We start from the raw sequence: 22761 nt of genomic DNA on the forward strand, positions 1-22761 counted from the left end.
GGATGGCCTGCGCCGCGGAATAGGTTAGAGAGCCGCTTTACCCCTCCAGCGGAAATCCCATGGACAAGGCTGCCCTGGCGCGGAACGCCCATCGCGTCCTGCGCGACGCGATCATTCCGGAACTGCCGAACCCCTATTACGGCAAGGTGCGGGACAATTACGATCTGCCGGATGGGCGGCGCGTCATCATCGCCAGCGATCGGATCAGCGCCTTCGACCGCATCCTGGCGGCCATCCCCTTCAAGGGGCAGGTGCTGACCCAGACAGCCCGATTCTGGTTCGAGCGGACCGGCGACATATGTCCGAACCACGTCATCGAGTATCCCGACCCGAACGTCGTCATCGGGCGGCGGCTGGACATCCTGCCTGTCGAGATCGTCGTGCGCGACTACCTGGCCGGCACGACCGGAACGTCGATCCTGACCCTCTACAAGAAGGGCCAGCGGGAGATGTACGGCCATCGGCTGCCCGATGGTCTGGCCGACAACCAGAAGCTCCCGCAGCCGATCATCACCCCGACCTCCAAGGCGTTTGACGGCGGCCATGACGAGCCGCTGACGCCGGAGCAGATCGTCGAGCAGGGCCTGCTGAGCGCCGAGCAGTGGGAGACGCTGTCGAGATACGCCTTGGCCCTCTTCGCCCGCGGCCAGGAGATCGCCGCGCAACGCGGACTCATCCTGGTCGACACCAAGTATGAGTTCGGGACCGACGCGGACGGCCAGATCGTGCTGGCCGACGAGATTCACACGCCCGATTCCAGCCGCTACTGGTTCGCCGCCAGCTATCCCGAGCGTTTCGCCGCGGGCCAGCGCCCGGAGAGCTTCGACAAGGACTTCGTACGCGCCTGGGTGGCCGAGCGCTGCGATCCCTACAATGATCCGATTCCGGAGATCCCGGAGCAGATGCTGGTCGACACGGCCGCCGTCTACATCCAGGCCTTCGAGACCATCACCGGCCAGACCTTCGAGATCGAGGATGGCGACGAACCCGTCCTGGAACGGGTCCGCCGCAATCTCGCGCGCTACTTCTAGAACGACTTGCGGATGGTGACGCCCACCGTTCGCGGCTGGTTGGTCTGGTAGCCGTAACGCGCGCGCAGGCCGCGCTCGCGGTCAACCGACAGCCAGGCTCGCTCGTCAGTGACGTTCTGCACGAAGATCGCCGCCTCGAAGGCCCCGTACCGGAGACCGCCGCGCAGGTTGACGACCTGGTAGTCGGGCAGTTCCAGCGGGAAGCTGAGCGTCGAGACCGTCGGCGCGCCGATGCCGAACAGGCTGACGGTGCGAGGGTTGTCCTCCTGGTCCGAGATCTGGGTGAAGCGGTCGCCCACATACTGCCAGGTGACGTTGGCGAAGGGCCGCCAGCCGTTTTCCATCTCGTGGGAGAAGTTCAGGCTGATTGCGGCCTGGAACTCCGGCACGGTCGGCAGACGGTTGCCGTCGCGCAGGCCTTGCAGCGGCTTGCCCGAGGAGTCGAGTACGCTCGAAGTCAGTTCGGCGTTGTTGTAGGACGCCGACGCGGCAAGATCGAAGTCGTCGCTGAGCCGGTAGGCGAACTCGGCCTCGACGCCAGCCGACTTGGCGTCCGGCACGTTGACGATCACCCGCGAGGAGCAGCTGCCGGCGTCGATGGTGGCCTGCAGGTTTTCGATGTCGGCGTAGAACGCGGCGACGGTCAGCGACCCGCGGCCCCCGAGCGAAGCCTTCAGCCCGGCCTCGTAGTTCCAGACCGTCTCGTTGTCGAAGCTCGGCTTGGAGAGGGCGTTGAAGGTCGCGAAATCGGCGGCGGTGCAGAGCGGCCGGTTCAGCGGGTCGTTGATGCCGCCTAGCCGGAAGCCCTTCGAGGCCTGGGCGTTGAGGGTCAGAGCGTCGTTGACCTTGTAGGCGACGATTACGCGCGGGGCGAAGTCGTCGGCGTCGGTGCTCCCCGGGACGCCGATGGTGCGTTCGGCGAAGATGCCGTCGAAGGTGAGGCTGCGGGTCTCTTCATAGCTGGACCAGCGCAGGCCGGCGGTGACGTCGAGCCGGTCGTTGACCGACCAGGTCGCCTCGCCGAACAGGGCGTACTGCTTCTGCTTGTACGGGACGGTCGAGTAATAGAGCACATCCTTGGGGGCCGCCGGGCCCTGGGTCGGGATGCCGGTCAGGGCTTCGAAGCCGATCACCGGCAAGGCCTGGGAGTAGTCACGGTCGATGTGGCTGTAGAAGCCGCCGATCACCCAGGTCAGCGGGCCGTCGCCGTTTGACGCCAGGCGGATTTCCTGGGTCAGCGATTTGACGTTCGTCTCGTCCAGCAGCGGTGCGTCGAGCGTGTAGACCGCGGCCGGCAGGCCGATCGAACCGCCGGTGATCGAGCCGGTGAGAGCGGTCGCGTCTCGGACCACCAGCACATCGCGATCGGTGAAGGTCGAGATCGAGGTCAGGGTGACCGGACCGAAGTCGTACTCGATGTTGAGGTCGCCCAGCAGGAAGTCGTCTTCGAACTTCTCCTGGAGCTGGGTGAACTGCTGCAGGTCGCCCAGACGAACGGGCGGCTGGGTGGTTGTGTAGGGGTTGGCGAAGATGTTGAAGAGGTCGACGCGGTTGAACCCGTCGACGTCGATCGTCTGATAGACGACGCGCGGCGTGATCTTCAGCTGCTCGCTCGGTTGGATCAGCATCGAAGCCCGGAAGCCCAGGCGCGAGCCGCCGTTGACGTCGCTGTTGATCTTGCCGCCCGGTTGCACCGCGTCGATGAAGCCCGGGAAGCTGGTGGCGTAGGCGGCGACCCGCAGGGCCAAGCCGTCGGTGATCGGAATATTGACCGCCGCCTTGAGTTCGCCGCCGGTCTCGCCGGACTTGACGCTGTTCACCGTCGCTTCGACCGCGCTCTCGAACTTGTCGAGCTTCGGCTGATTGGTGATGTAGCGAACGGTGCCGGAGAGCGACCCGGAGCCATAGAGCGTGCCTTGCGGCCCGCGCAGAACTTCCACGCGGCTGAGGTCAAAAAGGTCGAGGTCGGGCGTGAACAGCGAAAGCGATATCACAGACTCGTCGAGGTAGACGCCGACCTGTTCCTTCACGCCGGGCTGGTCGCGGACGATCTGACCCGCAGAGATGCCGCGGATGGCCACCTGGCTTTGGCCGGGGCCGAGATTCTGGACGGTGAAGCTGGCGACGTTGCGCGACAGATCCTCGATATTGCTGACCCCCTTCTCGCGCATGCGTTCTTCGCTGACCGCGTTGACGGAGAACGGGACGTCGATCAGGGCTTCATCCCGCTTGCGGGCGGTGACGATCAGTTCCTCGACTTCGGACTGGGCGAAGGCCTGGCCGGCGGGCAAGGCCATCATCAAGGCAAGCAGACTCACCTGAGCCGCCGCACGACTGCGGTGGTACGCCATGTGTTTCCTCCCTATGTCCCCAAGCTCGGCGATCTTTCAGCAGATGCTCGGCATGGGTGTTCTGGGAGGCAGGTAATCCTGCGCCGCCTCAGCCTGTCCAGGGGGCGCGGCGGCGCGAAAAATTAAGCATCTCCAACGCTCTAGGTTGTTTTTGTGCGTTCGCGTCAAATCCCAAAGCCTTGCCGGGCTGGGGTTTGCGCTCGCCGATCTAGGGTGCGGGATCGCCGGCGCGACTGTCACCCAAAACGCACACCTGCGCGGCATTCATCCGGTCATGCCCAGGGCGATGATCGCGACGAGGAAGAGGGTGAAGGCGACGCTGCAGAAGACCAACAGCAGGAAGGTCCGCCAAAGGGCCGAGAAAACCGAGAGGCGGTAGGCGCCCTTCACCTGCGCGAACATGTGCGCGGGAATGACGAAGGGCAGGGCGGCGGACACGGGCGCTAGTGGTCCGCCGTATCGCGCGAAGCCGGCGACCACCATGATCAATATGGCCATGAAGGTCAGCGAATAGAGCACGAAGACGCCATGATCGTAGAGCGTGAAACCTCGCTTCCACACGAAGAGCAGAGCCACGAATGGGATCGATATGGGGATCAGCAGGAACGAGAACTTGTAGAAAGTCTGCTGCAGCTTGTAGAGCGCCAGCTCAGGGTTCTGGAGCTTCTTGTCGAGCTTCTTGTCCAGAGCCTTGTCGCCGGTGTTCGACTTCAGCTCTCCCGACTTCGCCTTGGCGCGGATCTGGTCGGCCCAGCCGGCTCCGATCGCCGCCAGGTCCGGCGCGGACGGCGACTTGGCCATCGCCGCGTCCGCCGCCTTGAGTTCCGTCTCCGCGACCTTCAGCTTCGCCTGCAGCTCGGCGCGGCGCGGCGCCGTCGCCGCGGCCTCGGGGAGGCTTTGGAGTTCGTTTTCGATCTGCACCACGTTGTTCGTGGCCGAATACAGCTGCGTGCCGGTGGAGACGGGGCCGCTCCTTGCGGCGCTGGTCGCGGCCTCGACTTCGTGCTCGCTGACCGGCGCGAAGCTCAGAGCCATGAACATGACGAACACGGTGAACAGGTACATGCCCAGCGGCGAGACATAACGTGTACGCTTGCCCTCGACCCATTCGCGGGTCAGGCGGCCGGGATTGATCAGCAGCAGCGGCAGGGTGCGCCAGATCCTGCTGTCGAAGTGCATGACCCCATGCAGGATCTCCTCGCCCAGGTGCAGCAGGGTCCGATGGGTGTGAGCCGCCTGGCCGCAGTTCGAGCAGAAACGCCCGGTCACCTCCGCGCCGCAGTCGTCGCAGGTTCCGTGGTGCTCGCCAGCCTGTCCGGTGGGTTTTTCGACCGCCGCCGCGATCATCGCGCCGGTCACCACACCACCCGCCGTATCGAGTTCCATCGGAGCCCCCATCCTCAGGCGCCGAGTGTTAGACCCGTTCTTGCGGCCTGCGCTAGCGGCTAGGCCGCTCGGTTGGAATCCGTCATGGTCGCGCGCCATGTCCAAAGAGCCCTTCTTCCGCCGCGTCGGCGCGCTTTACCAACCCACGATCGCCGGCCGCGGCCCATGGAATCCGAACTCCCTCCACGGTCGGGTCGTGATTGGCCTGCTGGGGCTTGTGCTGGAGGAGCGCCACGGCGATCCCGACTTCATTCCGGCGCGGCTGACCGTCGACATGTACCGGCTTCCCGGTTTCGATCCGGTCGAGGTGGCGACGCGCGTCGTGCGCGACGGCGGGCGTATCCGCGTGGTCGATGCAGAATTCATCTCGGGCGGCGTCAGCATGGCGCGAGCGACCTGCCAGTTCCTGCGGCGCGGCGACATGCCGCCCGGCCAGGTCTGGCGCCCAGAGCCCTGGGCCGCGCCGAAACCGGGGGAGATGCCGGCGCCGGACGACAATCGCGCGGGCATGGGCGGCATGTGGGCGATGCGGACGATCTCGGGCGGCTTCGGCCTGGCCGAGCAGCGCCGCACCTGGATGAGCGAGGTCCGCGACGTGGTCGAAGACGTGCCCCTGACGCCGTTCCAGCGCGTGGCCGTCGCCGCCGACTTCGTGAGCCCGATCGCCCATGTCGGCGACCAGGGGCTGGGCTACATCAACAGCGACGTGACGCTCTACCTCCACCGACTGCCCAGCACCGAGTGGGTCGGTTTCGAGACCACCTATCACGGCGCCGACGACGGCGTGGCCGTGGGCGAAGCGCGGCTCTACGACGAACTGGGACCGATCGGCCTAGCCAGTTGCGCGGCGCTGTCGCAAAGGCGGCCGCCCGCGCCGCCGGCCAAGTAGGGGCGCGCCGTGGCGCCGGCGCTGGAGATTTCGGGGCTCCGCAAGTCCGTGCCGGGCGGGCGCGTGTTGTTCGAAGGCCTCCAACTGCGTCTGGAGCCAGGAGACTTCGTCGCCGTGATGGGGGAGTCAGGTGTCGGAAAGTCGACGTTCCTGAATCTGATCGCGGGTCTCGACGTCGCTGACCGGGGCGAGATTCGGGTCGGCGGGGTTGATCTGGCCAAACTGGACGACGACGCTCGGACCCGACTTCGCCGCGATCGGATTGGCTTCGTCTTCCAGGCCTTCCATGTGTTGCCGCACCTTACCCTGGGTCAGAACGTGGCGCTGCCGCTGGCGCTGCAGGGCGCGCGCGAGCCCGGGGCCCTCGCCAAGGCCGGCGAGATGCTCGAAGCGGTCGGCCTGCATGGCCGGGCAAGCGACTATCCCAAGCAGCTCTCCGGCGGCGAGATGCAGCGCGTCGCCATCGCCCGCGCGCTGGTCCACGAGCCGGCCCTGATCCTGGCCGACGAGCCGACCGGGAACCTCGACCCCGAGACCGCGTCGCGCGTACTCGATGTCTTCGCCGAGCAGATCCGGCGGTCCGGGGCCGCGGCGCTGCTGGTCACCCATTCCGAGGTCGCCGCGGCGGCGGCCCACCGGACTTTGGTGTTGGGGCGTTCGGGCCTGACGGCGCGCCATGCGGGGTGAGCACGCAGGCCTCGCCGCGCGCTGGATGATCCTGGGCGAGTGGCGCGCGCATCCGTGGCGGGTGGTGGTGGCCGCCGCCGCGATCGCGATCGGCGTGGCCCTCGGCCTGGCGGTGCACGTGGTCAACGCCTCGGCGCTCAGCGAATTCTCCAAGGCGGTCAGCGCGGTGAACGGCGAGGCGCAGCTCCAGGTGCGCTCGGCGAGCGCCTTCGGCTTCGACGAGCAGCTCTATCCCAAGGTGGCGCGCACGCCCGGCGTTGCGGCGGTCAGCCCGGTCGTACAGGTCGAGGCCGGAACGGGCCGGCCGAACGAGACGATCACGGTCCTGGGGCTCGACGTATTCCGCGCCGCCCAGGTCACGCCCCGGCTGTTGGCGCGCCCGCTCGCAGAACGCGTGGGCGGCGGGCCGACTCCCACGGCGCTGCTGGACGAGGACGCGATCTTCCTGTCGGCGTCGGCGCTGGAGGGGCGGACGGCGGGCCAACAGATCGTACTGGACGCCGGCGGCCGCCAGGCGACGTTCCGGATTGCAGGCGTGCTGCCGGGGGTTGAGGCGGGCCGCAAGGTCGCGGTCCTGGACATCGCCGCAGCGCAGTGGCGGCTTGGCCGCGTGGGGCGGCTGCAACGCCTCGACCTGCGGCTGGAGCCTAGTGCGGACGAGGGACAGGTGCGCGCGGCGATCACCAGCATCCTTCCGGCGGACGCCCAGCTCTCGTCCGGGCGCGACCAGGACAATCGCAGCGACAGCCTTAGCCGGGCCTACCGTGTGAATCTCGACATGCTGGCCTTGGTGGCGCTGCTGACCGGCGGGTTTCTCGTCTACTCCGCCCAGTCGCTCTCGGTCGCGCGACGGCGGCCGCAGTTTGCTCTGCTGCGGGTGCTGGGCGTGCGCCGTCGTTCGCTGCTGGCTCAGGTGCTGACGGAGGGAGTCGTTCTGGGCCTGGTCGGAGGGGCGATAGGCGTCGCCCTGGGCTTCGGCCTCGCCGTCGGGGTGCTGCAGGTGCTCGGCGGCGACCTGGGCGGAGGCTATTTCGGCGATGCAAGGCCGCAGCTGGTGCTGACGCCGGGCGCAGCCTTGACATTCCTGGCGCTGGGCGTGGCGACTTCCGTGGTCGGCACCCTGGCGCCGGCGCGGGAGGCCGCGCGTGCTCAGCCGGCCGTGGCCCTGAAGAACGTCGGCGATGCGGTCGACCCATCGGACGTCCCGCCGATCTGGCTGGCGCTCGTCCTGCTGGGGATGGGCGGCTTGACCGCGCTGGGACCGGCGATCGGGGGCGTGCCGCTGTTGGGCTACGCCTCCATGGCGCTGTTGCTGGCCGGCGGGGTCGCGGCCATGCCGCGTCTGGCGCGCCAGTTGCTGGCGTTGGCCGGTCGACGCTCGGCGGGGAGCGCGCCGGTCGACCTGGCGGTGAAGCGATTGTGGGGCGCTCCGTCACAGGCCGCCGTGGCGCTCTGCGGCGTCGTCGCCAGCACCAGCCTGATGGTCGCCATGGCCGTGATGGTCTCCAGTTTCCGCGGCTCGGTGGAGGAATGGCTCGACCAGCTCCTGCCGGCCGATCTTTATCTTCGCGTCGCCGCCGGAGCTGGCGGCGGTTTCACGCCGCAGGATCAGAAGAGCCTTGCCTCGACGCCGGGCGTGGCCTCGATCGGCTTTCTGCGCACAACCATGCTGCAGATCTCGTCGGACCGGCCGCCTGTCGCCCTGATCGCGCGGCCGGAGGGAGGACTCGGCGCCGGCGCGCCGCCGATGATCGGGGCGACCGCGCCGGCTCCGCCTGGACTGATCCCGGTCTTCGTGTCCGAGCCGGCGTCATGGATCTATGGCTGGCGCCCGGGCGATCGGATCGAGTTGCCTGTCGGCCCGCCGCAGGCCGGGGGCGCGCCACGCTTCTTCGTCACCGGCGTCTGGCGCGACTATGCGCGTCAGCACGGCGCGGTCACGCTGGACAGCGCCGACTATACGCGACTGACCGGCGACGGCGCGCGCGGCGAGGCATCGGTCACCCTGAAGCCCGGCGTCTCGTCCAAAGCCGCCGCACGGTCGCTATTGGCGCGGCTGGATACTGAGACCGCCCGGCTGGTCGAGGTGGCCGAGCCACGCACGATCAAGGCCATGGCCCTGCGGCTGTTCGACCGCAGTTTCGCGGTGACCTACGGACTGGAGGCCATTGCTGTCCTGGTCGGGTTGGCCGGCGTCGCCGCGACGGTCTCGGCCCAAACCCTGGCGCGCACCAAGGAGTTCGGGATGCTTCGGCACATCGGCGTGACGCGCGGCCAGGTGATGACCATGCTGTCCACCGAGGGCGCGCTTCTGGGCGCGGTCGGAGCGGCGGCGGGGGTGAGTCTCGGCCTGGTGATGAGCCAGGTGCTGATCCACGTGGTCAACCCGCAGTCCTTCCACTGGACCATGGAGACACGGCTGCCGTGGGGCCTGCTCGCCCTCGTCGTAACGGCCCTGATCGCCGCCTCGGCCGGGACCGCCGTGCTGGCCGGCAAGCGCGCCCTGTCCCAGGATGCGGTGCGCGCAGTTCGGGAGGACTGGTGATGCGACGCATCCTCTGCGCCTTGAGCCTGATCGGGCTGCTGGCCGCGCCCGCCGCGGCCCAGGCGCCGACCTATCCTGTCGTTCGGCCGGGCGTCGGCCTGACCTTTCCGGCCGATCACGGCGCTCATCCGGCGTTCCGGACCGAGTGGTGGTACGCGACCGGCTGGCTGCGGACCGAGGCCGGCGAGGAGCTCGGCTTCCAGGTGACCTTCTTCCGCTCTCGGCCCCTGCTGGCGGACGGCAATCCGAGCGCCTTCGCGCCTCGACAGGTGCTGTTCGCGCATGCCGCCCTTTCCGACCCCAAGCGTGGGCGGCTGCTGCACGGCCAGCGCATCGCTCGCCAGGGCTTCGGCCTGGCGCAGGCCGCAGCTGGCGACGCAGACGTCGCCATCGACGACTGGCGGCTGCGACGGGCCTCCGACGGCCGCTTTCTGGCCAAGGCGAAAGGCGAGGGTTTCGCGCTCGACCTGGCCTTGACGCCGACACAGCCGGTCCTGTTGCAAGGGCAGGGCGGCTACAGCCGCAAGGGGCCGAAGCCTGAGCAGGCTAGCTACTACTACAGCCTGCCGCAGATGATGGTCGCCGGCTCCGTGGTCCGCGGGGGCAAGGCCGTGAAGGTCACCGGCGTCGCGTGGCTGGATCGGGAATGGTCCTCGACCCTGCTCGATCCGGCCGCGGTCGGTTGGGATTGGGTCGGCCTGAATCTGGACGACGGCGGCGCGCTGATGGCCTTCCAGGTGCGCGACCCCGCCGGCCGGGCGCTGTGGACCGGCGGGGCCTATCGCAGCAAGGCTGGCGCGACGACTCGGTTCGGCCCCGGAGAGGTCCGCTTCGCCACAAGCCGCAGCTGGAAGTCGCCTCGAACTGGCGCGACCTATCCCGTCGAGCGCACGGTCGCCGTGCGGCTGGACGGGACTGAGCGGCGCTGGAGGCTCAAGCCGCTGTTCGACGATCAGGAACTCGACAGCCGCGCCTCGGGCGGGCCGGTTTATTGGGAAGGCGCGGTCAGCGGCGACGGCGCGCGCGGCTATCTGGAGCTGACCGGCTACTTGACGCCGATGAAGCTCTAGGGCTCGACCAGGATCTTCACGTGCGCTTCCGGATCGCCTAGGTCCTTGAAGGCTTGGGCGACGCCGTCCAGGCCGACCTTGCCGGTGACCACGTCGCCGACGTCCAGCCGGCCCTCGGCGATGTCGTGCAGCGTCGCGGCGAATTCCTCAGGCGTGTAGCCGAAGACGAAAGTCAGCTCGATCTCCTTGGTGATCGCGATGGCCGGTTCGATCCGGTCGGTCTCCATGCAGACGCCCGCGACGACGATCTGCGAGCCGGCGGGCGAGGCCTCGATCAGGCTCTGCAGCACGCCGGGCGAGCCGACGCACTCGAAGACGATGGGGCGACCGAATGTCCCACCCATCATCCGGACCATGTTCTGGGCGGCCCGCGCCGTGGGCACGCCGAAGCCTTCCCAGCGGGCGTGCGGGCTTTCGATCGCCGGATCGACGACGACGTCTGCGCCCAGGCGCTCGGCCGCCGCACGGCGGCGCGGCGAGAAGTCGGCGGCGATGACGGGCCCGTGGCCGCGCGCCTTGAGGCCGGCGATGACCGCCAGACCCACCGGACCGCAGCCGACCACCAGGACCACGCTGTTCGGCTCGAGACGCGCCTTGGCCACGGCATGCGCGCCGACCGCGAAGGGCTCGGTCAGCGCCGCTTTGTCGGTCGGCAGGCCGTTAGGCACTGGGAGGAGCATCGCCTCCGATAAGATCATCCGTTCGGAGAAGCCGCCCGGCAGGGTGTTGGAAAAGCCCAGCAACTCGACGCCGCCGGCCGGGGTCAGGGTGGCCGGCACGGACACGACGCGGGTCCCTGCCTTCAGGGCGCCGGTCGTGCCCGGGCCATGTTCGAGGATCTCGGCGCAGAACTCATGGCCGAAGACCGTGTCGGCGGTCGGATCGAAACCCGCGCCCATGCCGCCGGCCCGCCGCGTCAGGTCGATCATGTGCTCCATGTGATGCAGGGCGTGCAGGTCCGAGCCGCAGATTCCGCAGGCGAGGGTGCGGACCAGCACCTGGCCGGCCTCTGGCTTCAGATCCGCGATTTCGTCGCAGACGAGCTGCTTGTTCCGCCGGATCACCGCGCGCATGTGGGCCTCCCGATCTTGTCTTGCGCCGGAAGCTAGCCCCGCCTGGAGCGGGCTGACCAGCCTGTCGTTAGGGAAAGGCCAACTTGCCCGCCCGGGCCTAATCCCCTAACCCTCCGGCTCTGAATCGTAAGGAACTTGGGAGGGCCTTCATGAGCCTCGCCTTCATTTTTCCCGGCCAGGGCAGTCAGGCTGTCGGCATGGGCGCCGACCTCGCCGAGGCCTTCGCCGCGGCGCGCGAGGTGTTCCAGGAGGTCGACGACGCCCTGAACCAGAAGCTCTCGGCGCTGATGCGCGAGGGGCCGGAAGGCGACCTGACCCTCACCGAAAACGCCCAGCCGGCGCTAATGGCGGTCTCGCTGGCCGTGACCCGCACCCTGGAGAAGGAATTCGGCGTTGGGATCGAGAAGGCCGCGTTCGTCGCCGGCCACTCGCTAGGCGAATACTCCGCGCTGGCCGCGGCCGGCGCGATCAGCCTCGCCGACACCGCGCGCCTGCTGAAGCTGCGCGGCCAGGCCATGCAGCGCGCCGTCCCGGTCGGCGCCGGCGCCATGGCCTCGCTGATCGGCCCGAAGACCGACGTGGCCCTCGCCGAAGCCGCCGCCGAAGCGGGTTCGGCGGTCGGGGTGTGCGTCGTCGCCAACGACAACAACAATGGCAATGTCGTCATCTCCGGCGACAAGGCCGCGGTCGACCTGGCCATCGAGAAGGCCAAGGAGCTGGGGGCGCGGGCGATCCCGCTCAACGTCTCGGCGCCGTTCCACTGCCCCCTGATGCAACCAGCCGCGGACGAGATGGCCCAGGCCCTGGCTGGCGCGACCATCATCGCCCCGCGCGCGCCGGTCGTGGCCAACGTCACGGCTCGTCCCACCCTCGATCCGGAGGAAATCCGCCGCCTGCTGGTGGAACAGGTGACCGGCCGCGTCCGTTGGCGCGAGAGCATGATCTGGCTGGCCGGCGAGGGCGAGGTGACCCGCTTCGCCGAGGCCGGCGCCGGCAAGGTGCTGTCGGGCATGGCCAAGCGCATCGCGCCCGACGCAGAGGCCTTGCCGCTCAACACGCCAGCCGACCTCGAAGCCTTCGCCAAGGGACTCTGACATGTTCGACCTGACCGGAAAGACCGCTCTCGTCACCGGCGCCACCGGGGGCATCGGCGGGGAGATCGCCAAGGCGCTGCACGCGGCCGGCGCCCACGTGGTGCTGTCGGGCACGCGTGAAGCGGTGCTGCAGGACTTGGCCCAGCAGTTGGGCGAACGAACCTCGGCCGTGGCGGCCAATCTCTCCGACCCGGAATCGGTCGACAGCCTGATCGCCCGGGCGGAGGAAGCGGCGGGCCGCCCGCTCGACATCGTCGTCGCCAACGCCGGCATCACCCGCGACGGCCTGCTGATGCGGATGAAGGACGAGGATTGGGACGCCGTCCTGAAGGTCAATCTCGAGAGCTATTTCCGCCTCAGCCGCGCCGCCATGCGCGGCATGATGAAGCGTCGTTGGGGCCGAATCATCGGCATCACCTCGGTCGTTGGCGTGATGGGCAATCCGGGCCAGGCCAACTACGCCGCTTCGAAGGCTGGGATGATCGGCTTTTCCAAGGCCCTGGCCCAGGAAGTCGCGACCCGTGGCATCACCGTCAACTGCGTCGCGCCGGGCTTTATCGAAAGCCCGATGACCGACGCGCTGAACGAGCAGCAGAAGGCTCAGATCATGGGCACGATCCCCGCCGCACGGCTGGGAACGGGCGCCGAGGTCGCGGCCGCCTGCGTCTATCTGGCCAGTGAGGAAGCCGGCTACATGACGGGTCAAACCCTGCATGTGAACGGCGGCATGGCCATGATCTGAGCCCGCTGGCGTGGCCGTGGCGAACATGCTACGTCGCCGCGCGAACCGGCGAGGCGAAGGTCTCTACCCGTTATCCGCCACGGTTGACATCCCGTCGGCCGTCGCGGATGGATTTAGCGAAACACAAGGGACTTAAGCGAATGTCCGACATCCTCGAGCGCGTGCGTAAGATCGTCATCGAACATCTCGACGCGGATCCGGAAAAGGTCACCGAGAAGGCGAGCTTCATCGACGACCTGGGCGCCGACAGCCTCGACAACGTCGAACTGGTCATGGCTTTCGAAGAAGAATTCGACATCGAAATCCCGGACGACGCCGCCGAACACATCCAGACCGTCGGCGATGCGGTGAAGTTCATCGGTGAGCGCCTAGGCGCCTAAGGCGAACCAAGGAATTCACTGACTATTTGACCGCCGCGAAGCTCTCCGGAGTTCGCGGCGGTCTGCGTTTGGAGGCCCGCTCATGCGTCGTGTCGTCGTCACCGGCATCGGTTTGCTGACCCCTCTTGGCCAAGGCGCCGAGATCACCTGGAAAGCCATCCTCGATGGCAAGTCAGGGGCAGGGCGGATCACCACCTTCGATCCCACCGACTATGCCTGCCAGGTCGCCTGCGAGGTGCCCCGGGTGGACGGTCGCGGCGGCGGCGGGGCCGATGTTCCGGGCTCGTTCAATCCGGACGACACTCTGGCGCCGAAGGATCAGCGCCGGGTCGACGACTTCATCCTCTATGCGATCGCCGCGGCCGACGAAGCCGTCAAGGATTCGGGCTGGGTCGCCGAGACCGAGGAGCAGAAGGAACGGACCGGCGTCATCATCGGCTCGGGGATCGGGGGCCTGGCCACCATCGAGAAGACCAGCGTCGAGCTGGCCGAGAAGGGCCCGCGCCGCGTCAGCCCGTTCTTCATCCCCTCGGCTCTGATCAACCTGGCCTCGGGCCAAGTCTCGATCCGTTACGGCTTCAAGGGGCCCAACCACTCGGTCGTCACCGCCTGCGCCACTGGCGCGCACGCGATCGGCGACGCCGCCCGCCTGATCAAGTACGGCGACGCGGACGTGATGATCGCGGGCGGCGCCGAGGCGGCCATCTGCCCTGTGGGCATCGCCGGCTTCATCGCCTGCCGAGCGATGTCGACGGGCTTCAACGACAACCCTGAGAAGGCCAGCCGCCCTTACGACAAAGACCGTGACGGCTTCGTCATGGGCGAGGGCGCGGGCGTCCTGGTGCTGGAAGAGTACGAGCACGCCAAGGCGCGCGGCGCGAAGATCTACGCAGAGGTGGCGGGCTATGGCCTGGCGGGCGACGCCTACCACATCACCGCTCCGGCGGAGGACGGCGACGGCGGCTTCCGGGCCATGCGCGCGGCGATCAACGACGCCGGCATCGACGTAGCCGACATCGACTACGTCAACGCCCACGGCACCTCGACCCCGCTCGGCGACGAGATCGAGCTGGGCGCGGTCACCAGGTTGCTGGGCGATGCGGCGAAAAACCTGACGATGTCTTCGACGAAGTCGGCGACCGGCCACCTGCTGGGCGCGGCCGGCGCCATCGAATCGGCCTTCACGGTTCTGGCCATCCGCGACCAGATCGCGCCGCCGACCATCAACCTTGAAAACCCCTCCGTCGAGACCGAGATCGATCTCGTGCCGAACAAGGCCAAGCCGATGAAGATCGATGTGGCTCTTTCAAACAGCTTCGGATTCGGCGGCACCAACGCCTCCGTGGTGTTCAAGAAGGTCTCGTGAGCCGCAAGCCTCGCAAGGGCGGGAAGGGCGGAAGCGGCCGGCGCAAGGCCGCCGGCGGACTGACGCCCCTTCGCCGTCTAACGATCATGCTGGGCAGCGCAGCGGCGACTCTCGGGGTCGTACTGGCGCTCGCTTTCGCCTGGGCGCTCTGGTCCTATCAAGGCCCCGGACCGTCGACCGACGGCGGCGAAACCCGCGTGGTGATGCTGCGGAAGGGCGCGGGCCTGACTGAGATCGCCTCGACCTTGGAACGAGCCGGCGCGATCCGCTCCAAGGCGATGTTCGCCGCCGCGGCCCAGTTCACCGGCGCGGCCAAGTCGCTGAAGGCCGGTGAGTACGAGTTCAAGAGCCGGGCCTCGATGGCCTCGATCCTGCGCGATATCCGCGAGGGCAGGATCGTGATCCATCAGGTGACGATTCCGGAGGGCATGACCTCGGAAGCCGCCGTCGCGGCGCTGATGGCCAAGGCGGACCTGACCGGCGACGTCGCAGCCCCACCTGAGGGATCGATCCTGCCGGAAACCTATCAGTACGAGCGCGGCGAGGACCGCTCGGCCGTGCTGAAGCGAATGATGGACGCCCAGAACGAACTGCTCGCCCTGCTCTGGGAAAAGCGCCAACCGGGCCTGCCGCTGAAGACGCCGCAGGAGGCCGTCACCCTGGCCTCCATTGTCGAGAAGGAGACCGGCATCGCCACAGAGCGGCCGCAGGTCGCCGCGGTGTTCGTCAACCGGCTGCGCAAGGGCATGCGGCTGGAGAGCGATCCGACCATCATCTACGGCCTGAACGGCGGCAAGCCGTTGGGTCGCGGCCTTCGCGCTTCGGAATTGGCGCGGCCGAACGCCTACAACACCTACCAGATCGACGGTTTGCCACCGACGCCCATCGCCAGCCCGGGGCGCGCCGCGCTCGCTGCGGTGCTCGATCCCCCGGCGAGCGACCACCTGTTCTTCGTCGCCGACGGTAGTGGGGGACACGTCTTCGCCTCGACCTATGAAGAGCATCTGAAGAATGTCGCCAAGTGGCGCGCGGTCGAGAAGCGGCAGGCCGAGGCTGCGGCTCTGCAGGAGAAGGCGGCCGGCTTGAAGTCTGACGCGGCCGGGCGCTAGACGCCGGCCGAAAGGCCCCGAGCGTAACGTCCGGGCGACTGGCCGACATGGCGGGTGAAGGCCGTGCTGAAGGCCCCGGTCGAGTTGTAGCCGACGTGTTCGGCGATGTCGGCGAGCGGGGTGCGCCGCTCGCGCAGCAGATGGCGAGCCACCGCCATGCGCCAGCCGAGCAGGTACTCCATGGGCGCCGCGCCGACCACACGGGTGAAGCGCTCGAAGAAGGCCGAGCGCGACATCGCAGCCTCCCGCGCCAGCTCCGTGACCTTCCAGGGGCGTGAGAGATCGCCGTGCATCCGGCGGATCGCCGCCGCAAGGCGGGGTTCGGCCAGGCCGCGCAGCAGGCCCGGCGGCGCCTCGTCGCCCTGGACAGCGCGGACCGCCTCGATGAGCAGGACCTCGACCAGACGCGCCAGCACGAGATCGCGGCCTGGCGCCTGCTGGACCGCTTCCTCCCGGACCAGGCGGACCAGCGTCGCCAGACGCTCGGCGCCGCGCAGGTGGATCAAGGGCGGCAGCAGCGAAACGAGCAGGTCGGCGTCCGGCGAGTCGAACACGAAGTAGCCGCCCTGCAGCCGGACCTCTGGTTCTCCCTCCGACGCGCCGTAACGAATGTCGTCCTGGACCGCGGCGGTCACGTTGGGATCTAGGAGCCGCGGTTCGGCAGGCTCGAAGCCCGACAGCACGAAGCCCGGGGTGGCGGGCAGCAGTACGAAATCGCCGGCCTCGAGGGTCACAGGCGCTTGGCCGTCGACCGCAAGGAGGCAGGCGCCGTCCATCACCGCGCAGAAGCTCGGCTGGCCGAAATCGGCGTAGCGCACGGCCCAGGCCCCTGCGCCGGCAATGCCCTTGGTGAACACGGTCCGTGGACGCAGCAGGGCGATGAGTTCTGAGAGTGGATCGCTCATGACTGGACTATCGTAGATAAATGGTGGACGTAAACGCATATATCGTCTGGATGCGCCGACCTATCGTTCCAACGTCAAGAGACGAAGGAACATTCCCATGAAGACCGTGCTGATTACCGGCTGCTCCTCGGGCTACGGCCTGGAGACCGCCCGCCATTTCCACGCCCAGGGCTGGAACGTCGTGGCGACCATGCGTATGCCCCATCCTGAGCTCCTGCCGATCGACGACCGGATGCGGGTCCTTGCCCTCGATGTCACCGATGCGTCGAGCATCGCGGCGGCGCTGGGGGAGGCCGGTCCCATCGACGTACTGGTGAACAACGCCGGCATCGGGCTGATGGGCGCGCTGGAAGCGGCCACCATGGACAAGGCCCGGGAGATCTTCGAGACCAACACCTTCGGCGTCATGGCGATGACCCAGGCGGTCGTGCCGCAGTTCCGGGCGCGGCGGTCGGGCGTGATCGTGAACGTGACGTCCAGCGTCACCCTGGCAGCGATGCCGTTGGTCTCGATCTATACCGCCAGCAAGACGGCGATCCAGGGCTTCACCGGCTCGCTGGAGCATGAACTGAAGCCGTTCGACGTGCGGGTGAAGCTGGTCGAACCGGGATATGGTCCTGGCACCCGGTTCACCGAGAACACCGACGTGAAGCTGGAAGACGCGATCCCCGAGCCGTACGTGCCTTTCGCGCGGCCGATCCTGGAGGCGTTCGGCCGCCCTGGCGGCGTGACCACGACGGCGCAGGACGTGGCCGAGACGGTCTGGCAGGCGGCGAATGATCGCTCGGACAGGCTGCGCTGGCCGGCCGGGCCGGACGCCGTGGCCTTGGCGCGGAGCGCGGCTGGCTAGTCGCGGTGGACGAGGTCCATCCAGTTGGCGGGCAGCCGGTCGGCGGGCGCCGGGACCGGCTGATCCAGCGGACGCGAGACGGGCGGGGCGAGGTCGGGGCCGGTGAAGGCCTTGCCCGTCCTGTAGTCGTAGAACCAAACTTCGCCAGGCTCGAAGCTGTGGATGATCGGATGACCGGTCTCATGGAAGTGGGCCGTGGCGTGCCGGCTGGGGGAGGTGTCGCAGCAGCCGACATGGCCGCATTCGGCGCAGCGCCGCAGGTGAACCCACCAGCCGCCGCTCTCCAGGCACTCCTTGCAGCCGGTCCCGCTGGGCGGGATCGTCGGGTCGATGCCTTCGCGCATGATGGTCTCCCGGTTGGCGTGGGGACACAGGAGCCCATCGGCGCTCCGATCTCTAGAAAAACTTCGCGCCTGCCTGTCGATCCGCCGGATCGCCGTTCGTCGAGGTTTATGGAAGCGCGGTGATGAGCGCCGGGCCAGACCATAGGAGATACGACGATGGCGAAGTTCATGGCGGTTTACGTGGGCGCCCCGAACCTAGGCGGGCGACCGGATATCGACGACAAGACCATCGCGGCAGGCATGGCCGCCTGGCAGGGCTGGGCTGAACGCTACGCCGGCCGGACCCTCGATGGCGGCGGGCCGCTGGGCAAGACCAAGCGGGTTTCCCGCGAGGGGGTCAGCGACGTCAATAACACGATGACCGGCTATGTGATCATCCAGGCGGATACTCACGAGGCCGCCGCGCAGATGTTCTTGAACCACCCGCACTTCTCGATTTTTCCAGGCGACGCCGTGGAGATCATGCCTTGCATGCCGATCCCGACGGTTTGAGGCGGGATCAGGCGGGGCGTCGCCGATCCGGCGGCGTCCCGTAGCAGGAGTGCTTCTTGTGAATTATGACGAAGGAAGAAGTGCGTAAATTGCGCAATAATTGTCTTCACGATTGCGGTGAATAGACAATAACCAAGTCACTCTGATCGATTGATAGGTTCAGATTTTACAATTCAGGTCGCCAGCTTATCGTCGATCTAAACCTGATGTTGATCTTACCTGCTCTAGATGTCCGGTTGAGCGGGGTAATGCCCTCGGGGCGAGCGGGTGGAACTGGACACCGGGGATTTGCAGGCGAGCGCTGAGCCAATAGGCCGACATCGGGCCGTTGCGGCCGGACAGGATCACGTCCGGCTCGCGCCGCTGATCTACAGCGCGGCGATCTTCATTGTCTCGGTGGCGCTGGTGGCCGCGCTCGGCTTCGCCGGCATGGAGGTGAGCAATATCACCCGGGCCTATGCGGCCGGCGAAGCGCAGTATTCGAAAGCGCAGAAAGAAGTCGTGATCGGCCTGATGCGCTACGCACAGTCTGGGACCGACAAGGACTACGCGCGACTGCAGGGGCCGTTCGAAATTCTCCACGGCGACCGCAAAGCGCGGCTGGCTCTTGAGGCCAACGACCTCGAGCGGGCGGCGGAAGGCATCCTTCAGGGGGGCAACCCACCGCAGGACGTACCGGCGTTGATTATCGGGTTCCGGGTGTTTCATCGCTGGCCGCCGTTCGCCGCCGCGGTGGATGACTGGCGGATCGCTGACGCCCAGTTCGTGCGGCTGGAGCAGTTGGCTTGGGAAATCCGGGCGCGTGTCGTGGCCGGCGGGCGGGTCACGCCAGAACAACTCGCCGAGTTAGAGCGGCTGGATCATGTCGCCAGCCGCAGCGAGGAGCGCTTTTCTAAGCAGATGGGCTTCGTGGCGCGGCAGGTCATCGCCCTGGCCTACCTGTTGATCGGTGGGCTGAGCCTGCTGATCGGTGTCGTCGGTATGGCGGCGGGTTGGCGGCTGCAGCGGGTGCTGCTGCAGGCCAGCGCGCAGCTGGCCGAGGGAAAGCGGCTCGCCGAGGATGCGAACCAGGCCAAGGGCGATTTCCTGGCCAGCATGAGCCACGAGATCCGTACGCCACTGACGGGGATCATGGGCTTTGCGCATCTGCTGAAGACGGTCGGTGGGCTGCCGCCGCGGGCCGGTGATTATGTCGGCCATATCGAGACCGCCGGCCAAGCGCTGCTGGTGGTGGTCAACGACATCCTCGACTTCTCCAAGATCGATGCCGGGCGGGTCGAACTCGAGCCGCAGCCGTTCGAACCGCGGATGCTGCTGAGCGAGACCCTGGCCCTGGTCGCAGCTCAGGCGGAGGGCAAGGGACTGGCGCTGACGCTGGACATCGATCCTGCGGTCCCGAACATCCTGAGGGCAGACCCGGCGCGGTTGCGCCAGATCGTGCTCAACCTTCTGAACAACGCGGTCAAGTTCACCGGCGAGGGTCTGGTGGCGCTGAGCGCCCGCTACGAACCAGACGTACGGCGGCTGCGGGTCGGCGTTAAAGACACTGGGCCCGGCGTGCCGGCCGACCGGCTGGACCGACTGTTCCGGCGCTTCAGCCAGGCGGATGGATCAGTAAGCAGGCGTTACGGCGGTACGGGTCTGGGGCTAGCCATCTGCAAGAGCCTATCTGAGCTCATGGGCGGCGAAATCGGCGTGGTGACGCGCGAAGGCGAGGGGGCCGAATTCTGGTTCACCGTCGAGGCGCCTCCGGCCGCGGCGAGCGCGCATAGGGACCTCTCGGAGGTGTTCGACCCAGGCGAGGCGACGGGCGCGCGCCTCTTGGTGGTCGACGACACGGCGATCAATCGCGAACTGATCGGCGCGATGCTGGCTCCGTTCGGCCATCGGGTGGTCGAGGCCGATGGCGGGGCGCAGGGCGTGGCTATAGCCGAGACCGAGGACTTCGACCTGATCCTGATGGATCTGCAGATGCCGAACATGGACGGCTTGGCCGCGACCCGGGCCATCCGCCAGGGGGCGGGTCCCAACCGCCGCACCCCGATCCTGGCGATCAGCGCCAATGTCCTGCCGGCTCAGGTGGCGAGCTGCCTTGCGGCGGGGATGAATGATCATATCGCCAAGCCGATCAGGCCCGCGGAACTGTTGGCGAAGGTCGAGGGCTGGGCCGGTGCGCCGGTGGATGACCAGATTCCGCCGCCGATCGCCGCCAACGGCTGAGGTGTCGCCCGACTTGGCAAAGGGGCGTCGGATGTGCGACCCCTCGCGGCTTGCCGGAGGTACGTGCAATGCCGTTGAGCGGAATGACCGGGTTCGGACGAGCCGAGGGCGCGGCGGGCGACTGGTCGTGGGCGGTGGAGGCGCGGTCCGTGAACGGCCGAAACCTGGAGGTCCGGTTTCGAGGCCCGCCCGGCTTCGACGGCCTGGACCGTGCAGCGCGTGAGGCCGCACAGAGCCGGTTCGCGCGAGGCCAGGTGACCGTGGGCGTGCAGGCGCGCCGGTCCGAGGGCGCGACCGAAGTGCGGATCAACGAGGCGGTGCTGGAACGCTATCTGGCGCTGGGTGCGCCGCTGGTCGCGGCGGGCCGCGCCAGTCCCCCGGCTCTGGACGGCCTGCTGGCGCTGCGCGGGGTGATCGAGGCGGCAGAGGCCGACGATGATCCGGAGGCGCAGAGTGCGCTGGAGGCGGCCGTCGCCCTGTCGGTCGGCGCGGCGCTGGAAGCACTGGCGACCTCGCGCCGGGAGGAAGGGCTGGCCTTGACGTCGGTGCTGATCGGACTGGTCGACAAGATCGAGGCCCTGGTCGGCCAGGCCTGGACCTTGGCGGAAGGTCAGCCGGCGGCGATCAAGGAGCGGTTCGAGAAGCGCATGACCGAACTGGCCGGCGAGACGGTGGGGGCGGACAAGATCGTCGCAGAAGCCGCAGCCATGGCGGTGAAGGCTGATGTGCGTGAGGAACTGGACCGTCTTCGCGCGCATGTGGACGCAGCGCGCGGCCACATCGCCGCCGATGGTCCCCAGGGGCGGCGGCTGGACTTCCTGACACAGGAATTCATGCGTGAAGCCAACACCCTGTGCTCAAAATCGGCGCTGGGGGCTTTGACCACGGTCGGGCTGGAGCTTAAGGCCACCATCGAGCAGTTCCGCGAGCAAGTGCAGAACGTGGAATAGGTTTCCTTCCCCTTCGCAGGGGAGGGCGGGGAAGACGAGAGAATGACTGACGGACACGACCATCCCCGCCCCTGGGAGACCACCCGACGCGGCATGATGCTGCTGGTCTCCTCGCCCTCGGGGGCGGGCAAGACCTCGCTGTCGCGGCGGCTGGTCGCTGACCACAGCGACCTGATGCTGTCGATCTCCTGCACCACGCGCGCGCCGCGGCCGGGAGAAGAGGAGGGGCGAGAGTACTACTTCGTCGATCGTCCGAGTTTCGACGCCATGATCGAGCGTGGCGAGTTCCTCGAATGGGCCGATGTGCACGATAACCGCTATGGCACGCCCAAGGCGCCGGTGATGGCCGCGCTGGAAGCCGGCAAGGATGTGCTGTTCGACATCGACTGGCAGGGCGCCAAGCAGGTGGCCGACGCTGCCCCCGCGGACAGCGTGCGGGTATTCATCCTGCCGCCGTCCTGGGAAGACCTTTCGCGCCGGCTGCATGCGCGTGCGCAGGACAGCGAAGAGGTGATCCAGAAGCGCCTGGTCAAGGGCAAGGACGAGATCGAGCACTGGCGGCTCTATGACTACGTCATCGTCAACAAGAACTTCGACCGCGCCTATGCCGACCTCGGCCACATCTACCGTTCTGAACGGATGAAGCCGGGTCGCAATCCGTGGCTCCCCGACTTCGTCGATGCGCTTCTGAAGGAGTAGGCGCCGGCCCACAGGGTCGTGCACAGAAATTCGCGTGAGGGCCAGCGCCGGGCGGTTCCGGCGTGGACCGACTCTCCAGATGTTGTGGACCGGTCGAAGGTCACAACCCTGGCGGAGTCGCGCATGTCGACAAGTTCTGCTTTTGTTCTCATTCAGGCTTTGGCTGGAGGAGAGGCGATGACGAGCGGGCTGAACATGCAGCAGGAGCCTTTGCTCGCCTGTGTAGGAAGCGACAAGCATCTGGTCGCGCGGTGTGCGGCTCCTGGCTGTGAGCGGGCGGCGCCGTGTGATCCGACCCACTGGGTGGCTCAGGGTCTGGGGGGGTTGCCCCTGCGGGCGTTCTCAGAGCGGCTGCGCTGCGTCTGCGGCGGGCGGCGGGCCGAGCTGGTGGTGGAGTCGGGACCGCTGCCCGAGCGCGTGGGCGGCGAGGTGTACGTCTTCCGCTGAGGTGATGCAGACCGGCCTAAACGGCTCGATCGGATTCTCGAAAACCGTCGCCAGCGCCGGCCCGAAAGGCGCGGCCACGCAGTAAGCCCGTTGCTGTCGTGCACGGGCTGGTCGGAGGGATCCGGTCGATG

The 22761-nt window shown here is 67.8% G+C and carries 21 protein-coding genes; 16 read left to right on the forward strand and 5 right to left on the reverse strand.

Annotation, left to right across the window (positions count from 1 at the left end; all coding sequences use genetic code 11):
- Positions 1 to 59: 59 nt before the first annotated feature.
- Positions 60 to 1031, forward strand: coding sequence for a phosphoribosylaminoimidazolesuccinocarboxamide synthase (locus tag ACE3T2_RS13040; RefSeq protein ID WP_374658006.1), 972 nt, complete (start codon positions 60 to 62; stop codon positions 1029 to 1031).
- Here the strand turns inward: ACE3T2_RS13040 and ACE3T2_RS13045 are convergent.
- Together ACE3T2_RS13045 and ACE3T2_RS13050 are read right to left on the reverse strand one after the other, a co-directional pair.
- Entirely contained in the window at positions 1028 to 3382 is a 2355-nt protein-coding gene (locus ACE3T2_RS13045; protein ID WP_374658008.1) for a TonB-dependent receptor, read from the reverse strand. The two genes, ACE3T2_RS13040 and ACE3T2_RS13045, sit on opposite strands and share 4 nt — an antisense overlap.
- A gap of 264 nt (positions 3383 to 3646) precedes the next feature.
- Positions 3647 to 4768 (reverse strand): DUF3667 domain-containing protein, encoded by a 1122-nt coding sequence (locus ACE3T2_RS13050; RefSeq protein WP_374658010.1) that lies wholly within the window; start codon positions 4766 to 4768, stop codon positions 3647 to 3649.
- 97 nt (positions 4769 to 4865) lie between these two features.
- Between ACE3T2_RS13050 and ACE3T2_RS13055 the strand changes: the two genes are divergently transcribed.
- From ACE3T2_RS13055 to ACE3T2_RS13070, 4 genes are read left to right on the forward strand one after another with little or no spacing between them, the layout of a single operon-like run.
- On the forward strand, positions 4866 to 5657 hold the full coding sequence (locus ACE3T2_RS13055) for a thioesterase family protein (RefSeq protein ID WP_374658012.1): 792 nt from the start codon (positions 4866 to 4868) through the stop codon (positions 5655 to 5657).
- Positions 5658 to 5666: 9 nt separating this feature from the next.
- Positions 5667 to 6344, forward strand: a complete 678-nt coding sequence (locus tag ACE3T2_RS13060) for an ABC transporter ATP-binding protein (protein ID WP_374658014.1) — start codon at positions 5667 to 5669, stop codon at positions 6342 to 6344.
- Positions 6334 to 8889, forward strand: a complete 2556-nt coding sequence (locus ACE3T2_RS13065) for an FtsX-like permease family protein (RefSeq protein WP_374658016.1) — start codon at positions 6334 to 6336, stop codon at positions 8887 to 8889. The genes ACE3T2_RS13060 and ACE3T2_RS13065 overlap by 11 nt, the downstream gene beginning before the upstream one ends.
- Positions 8889 to 9959, forward strand: a complete 1071-nt coding sequence (locus ACE3T2_RS13070; RefSeq protein ID WP_374658018.1) for a lipocalin-like domain-containing protein — start codon at positions 8889 to 8891, stop codon at positions 9957 to 9959. Before ACE3T2_RS13065 ends, ACE3T2_RS13070 begins: the two co-directional genes overlap by 1 nt.
- Here ACE3T2_RS13070 and ACE3T2_RS13075 read toward each other — a convergent pair.
- Positions 9956 to 11032, reverse strand: coding sequence for a zinc-binding dehydrogenase (locus tag ACE3T2_RS13075; protein ID WP_374658020.1), 1077 nt, complete (start codon positions 11030 to 11032; stop codon positions 9956 to 9958). The genes ACE3T2_RS13070 and ACE3T2_RS13075 overlap by 4 nt on opposite strands.
- A 149-nt stretch (positions 11033 to 11181) precedes the next feature.
- On the opposite strand from ACE3T2_RS13075, the gene fabD reads away from it, so the two are divergent.
- From fabD to mltG, 5 genes are all read left to right on the forward strand, one after another.
- Complete coding sequence (gene fabD, locus ACE3T2_RS13080) at positions 11182 to 12126, forward strand: ACP S-malonyltransferase (RefSeq protein ID WP_374658022.1); 945 nt, start codon at positions 11182 to 11184, stop codon at positions 12124 to 12126.
- A gap of 1 nt (position 12127) precedes the next feature.
- Positions 12128 to 12868 (forward strand): 3-oxoacyl-[acyl-carrier-protein] reductase, encoded by a 741-nt coding sequence (gene fabG, locus ACE3T2_RS13085; protein ID WP_374658024.1) that lies wholly within the window; start codon positions 12128 to 12130, stop codon positions 12866 to 12868.
- A gap of 140 nt (positions 12869 to 13008) precedes the next feature.
- Complete coding sequence (locus ACE3T2_RS13090; RefSeq protein ID WP_056019455.1) at positions 13009 to 13248, forward strand: acyl carrier protein; 240 nt, start codon at positions 13009 to 13011, stop codon at positions 13246 to 13248.
- Between the two features lie 82 nt (positions 13249 to 13330).
- Positions 13331 to 14614 (forward strand): beta-ketoacyl-ACP synthase II, encoded by a 1284-nt coding sequence (gene fabF, locus ACE3T2_RS13095; RefSeq protein ID WP_374658026.1) that lies wholly within the window; start codon positions 13331 to 13333, stop codon positions 14612 to 14614.
- Positions 14611 to 15723 carry an endolytic transglycosylase MltG gene (mltG, locus tag ACE3T2_RS13100; protein ID WP_374658028.1) on the forward strand — a complete coding sequence of 371 codons (1113 nt, stop codon included), beginning with the start codon at positions 14611 to 14613 and terminating at the stop codon, positions 15721 to 15723. The genes fabF and mltG overlap by 4 nt, the downstream gene beginning before the upstream one ends.
- On the opposite strand, the gene ACE3T2_RS13105 is transcribed toward mltG, so the two are convergent.
- Entirely contained in the window at positions 15720 to 16628 is a 909-nt protein-coding gene (locus ACE3T2_RS13105) for an AraC family transcriptional regulator (RefSeq protein WP_374658030.1), read from the reverse strand. The genes mltG and ACE3T2_RS13105 overlap by 4 nt on opposite strands.
- A 97-nt stretch (positions 16629 to 16725) precedes the next feature.
- Between ACE3T2_RS13105 and ACE3T2_RS13110 the strand changes: the two genes are divergently transcribed.
- On the forward strand, positions 16726 to 17478 hold the full coding sequence (locus ACE3T2_RS13110) for an SDR family oxidoreductase (protein ID WP_374658032.1): 753 nt from the start codon (positions 16726 to 16728) through the stop codon (positions 17476 to 17478).
- Here ACE3T2_RS13110 and ACE3T2_RS13115 read toward each other — a convergent pair.
- Positions 17475 to 17822 carry a UBP-type zinc finger domain-containing protein gene (locus ACE3T2_RS13115; RefSeq protein ID WP_374658034.1) on the reverse strand — a complete coding sequence of 116 codons (348 nt, stop codon included), beginning with the start codon at positions 17820 to 17822 and terminating at the stop codon, positions 17475 to 17477. The two genes, ACE3T2_RS13110 and ACE3T2_RS13115, sit on opposite strands and share 4 nt — an antisense overlap.
- Positions 17823 to 17978: 156 nt before the next feature.
- Between ACE3T2_RS13115 and ACE3T2_RS13120 the strand changes: the two genes are divergently transcribed.
- The 5 genes from ACE3T2_RS13120 (at position 17979) to ACE3T2_RS13140 (ending at position 22630) form a co-directional block, all read left to right on the forward strand.
- Positions 17979 to 18314 carry a hypothetical protein gene (locus ACE3T2_RS13120; protein ID WP_374658036.1) on the forward strand — a complete coding sequence of 112 codons (336 nt, stop codon included), beginning with the start codon at positions 17979 to 17981 and terminating at the stop codon, positions 18312 to 18314.
- Between the two features lie 267 nt (positions 18315 to 18581).
- Positions 18582 to 20534, forward strand: a complete 1953-nt coding sequence (locus tag ACE3T2_RS13125; protein ID WP_374658038.1) for an ATP-binding protein — start codon at positions 18582 to 18584, stop codon at positions 20532 to 20534.
- Between the two features lie 68 nt (positions 20535 to 20602).
- On the forward strand, positions 20603 to 21484 hold the full coding sequence (locus ACE3T2_RS13130) for a YicC/YloC family endoribonuclease (RefSeq protein ID WP_374658040.1): 882 nt from the start codon (positions 20603 to 20605) through the stop codon (positions 21482 to 21484).
- 42 nt (positions 21485 to 21526) lie between these two features.
- A complete protein-coding gene (gene gmk / locus ACE3T2_RS13135) occupies positions 21527 to 22183 on the forward strand; it encodes a guanylate kinase (protein WP_374658042.1) in 657 nt (218 codons plus the stop codon).
- Positions 22184 to 22486: 303 nt separating this feature from the next.
- Positions 22487 to 22630 carry a hypothetical protein gene (locus ACE3T2_RS13140; RefSeq protein WP_374658044.1) on the forward strand — a complete coding sequence of 48 codons (144 nt, stop codon included), beginning with the start codon at positions 22487 to 22489 and terminating at the stop codon, positions 22628 to 22630.
- Positions 22631 to 22761: the final 131 nt, after the last annotated feature.

It is taken from the genome of Phenylobacterium sp. (genome assembly GCF_041919955.1).
Lineage (GTDB): Bacteria > Pseudomonadota > Alphaproteobacteria > Caulobacterales > Caulobacteraceae > Phenylobacterium.

What these genes read in the sequence shown, in the direction of transcription:
- ACE3T2_RS13040 (WP_374658006.1), top strand. Translation starts at nt 60, where the DNA reads ATGGACAAGGCTGCCCTGGCGCGGAACGCCCATCGCGTCCTGCGCGAC.
- ACE3T2_RS13045 (WP_374658008.1), bottom strand. Translation starts at nt 3,382, where the DNA reads ATGGCGTACCACCGCAGTCGTGCGGCGGCTCAGGTGAGTCTGCTTGCC.
- ACE3T2_RS13050 (WP_374658010.1), bottom strand. Translation starts at nt 4,768, where the DNA reads ATGGAACTCGATACGGCGGGTGGTGTGGTGACCGGCGCGATGATCGCG.
- ACE3T2_RS13055 (WP_374658012.1), top strand. Translation starts at nt 4,866, where the DNA reads ATGTCCAAAGAGCCCTTCTTCCGCCGCGTCGGCGCGCTTTACCAACCC.
- ACE3T2_RS13065 (WP_374658016.1), top strand. Translation starts at nt 6,334, where the DNA reads ATGCGGGGTGAGCACGCAGGCCTCGCCGCGCGCTGGATGATCCTGGGC.
- ACE3T2_RS13070 (WP_374658018.1), top strand. Translation starts at nt 8,889, where the DNA reads ATGCGACGCATCCTCTGCGCCTTGAGCCTGATCGGGCTGCTGGCCGCG.
- ACE3T2_RS13075 (WP_374658020.1), bottom strand. Translation starts at nt 11,032, where the DNA reads ATGCGCGCGGTGATCCGGCGGAACAAGCAGCTCGTCTGCGACGAAATC.
- fabD (WP_374658022.1), top strand. Translation starts at nt 11,182, where the DNA reads ATGAGCCTCGCCTTCATTTTTCCCGGCCAGGGCAGTCAGGCTGTCGGC.
- fabG (WP_374658024.1), top strand. Translation starts at nt 12,128, where the DNA reads ATGTTCGACCTGACCGGAAAGACCGCTCTCGTCACCGGCGCCACCGGG.
- ACE3T2_RS13090 (WP_056019455.1), top strand. Translation starts at nt 13,009, where the DNA reads ATGTCCGACATCCTCGAGCGCGTGCGTAAGATCGTCATCGAACATCTC.
- fabF (WP_374658026.1), top strand. Translation starts at nt 13,331, where the DNA reads ATGCGTCGTGTCGTCGTCACCGGCATCGGTTTGCTGACCCCTCTTGGC.
- ACE3T2_RS13105 (WP_374658030.1), bottom strand. Translation starts at nt 16,628, where the DNA reads ATGAGCGATCCACTCTCAGAACTCATCGCCCTGCTGCGTCCACGGACC.
- ACE3T2_RS13110 (WP_374658032.1), top strand. Translation starts at nt 16,726, where the DNA reads ATGAAGACCGTGCTGATTACCGGCTGCTCCTCGGGCTACGGCCTGGAG.
- ACE3T2_RS13115 (WP_374658034.1), bottom strand. Translation starts at nt 17,822, where the DNA reads ATGCGCGAAGGCATCGACCCGACGATCCCGCCCAGCGGGACCGGCTGC.
- ACE3T2_RS13120 (WP_374658036.1), top strand. Translation starts at nt 17,979, where the DNA reads ATGGCGAAGTTCATGGCGGTTTACGTGGGCGCCCCGAACCTAGGCGGG.
- ACE3T2_RS13130 (WP_374658040.1), top strand. Translation starts at nt 20,603, where the DNA reads ATGCCGTTGAGCGGAATGACCGGGTTCGGACGAGCCGAGGGCGCGGCG.
- gmk (WP_374658042.1), top strand. Translation starts at nt 21,527, where the DNA reads ATGACTGACGGACACGACCATCCCCGCCCCTGGGAGACCACCCGACGC.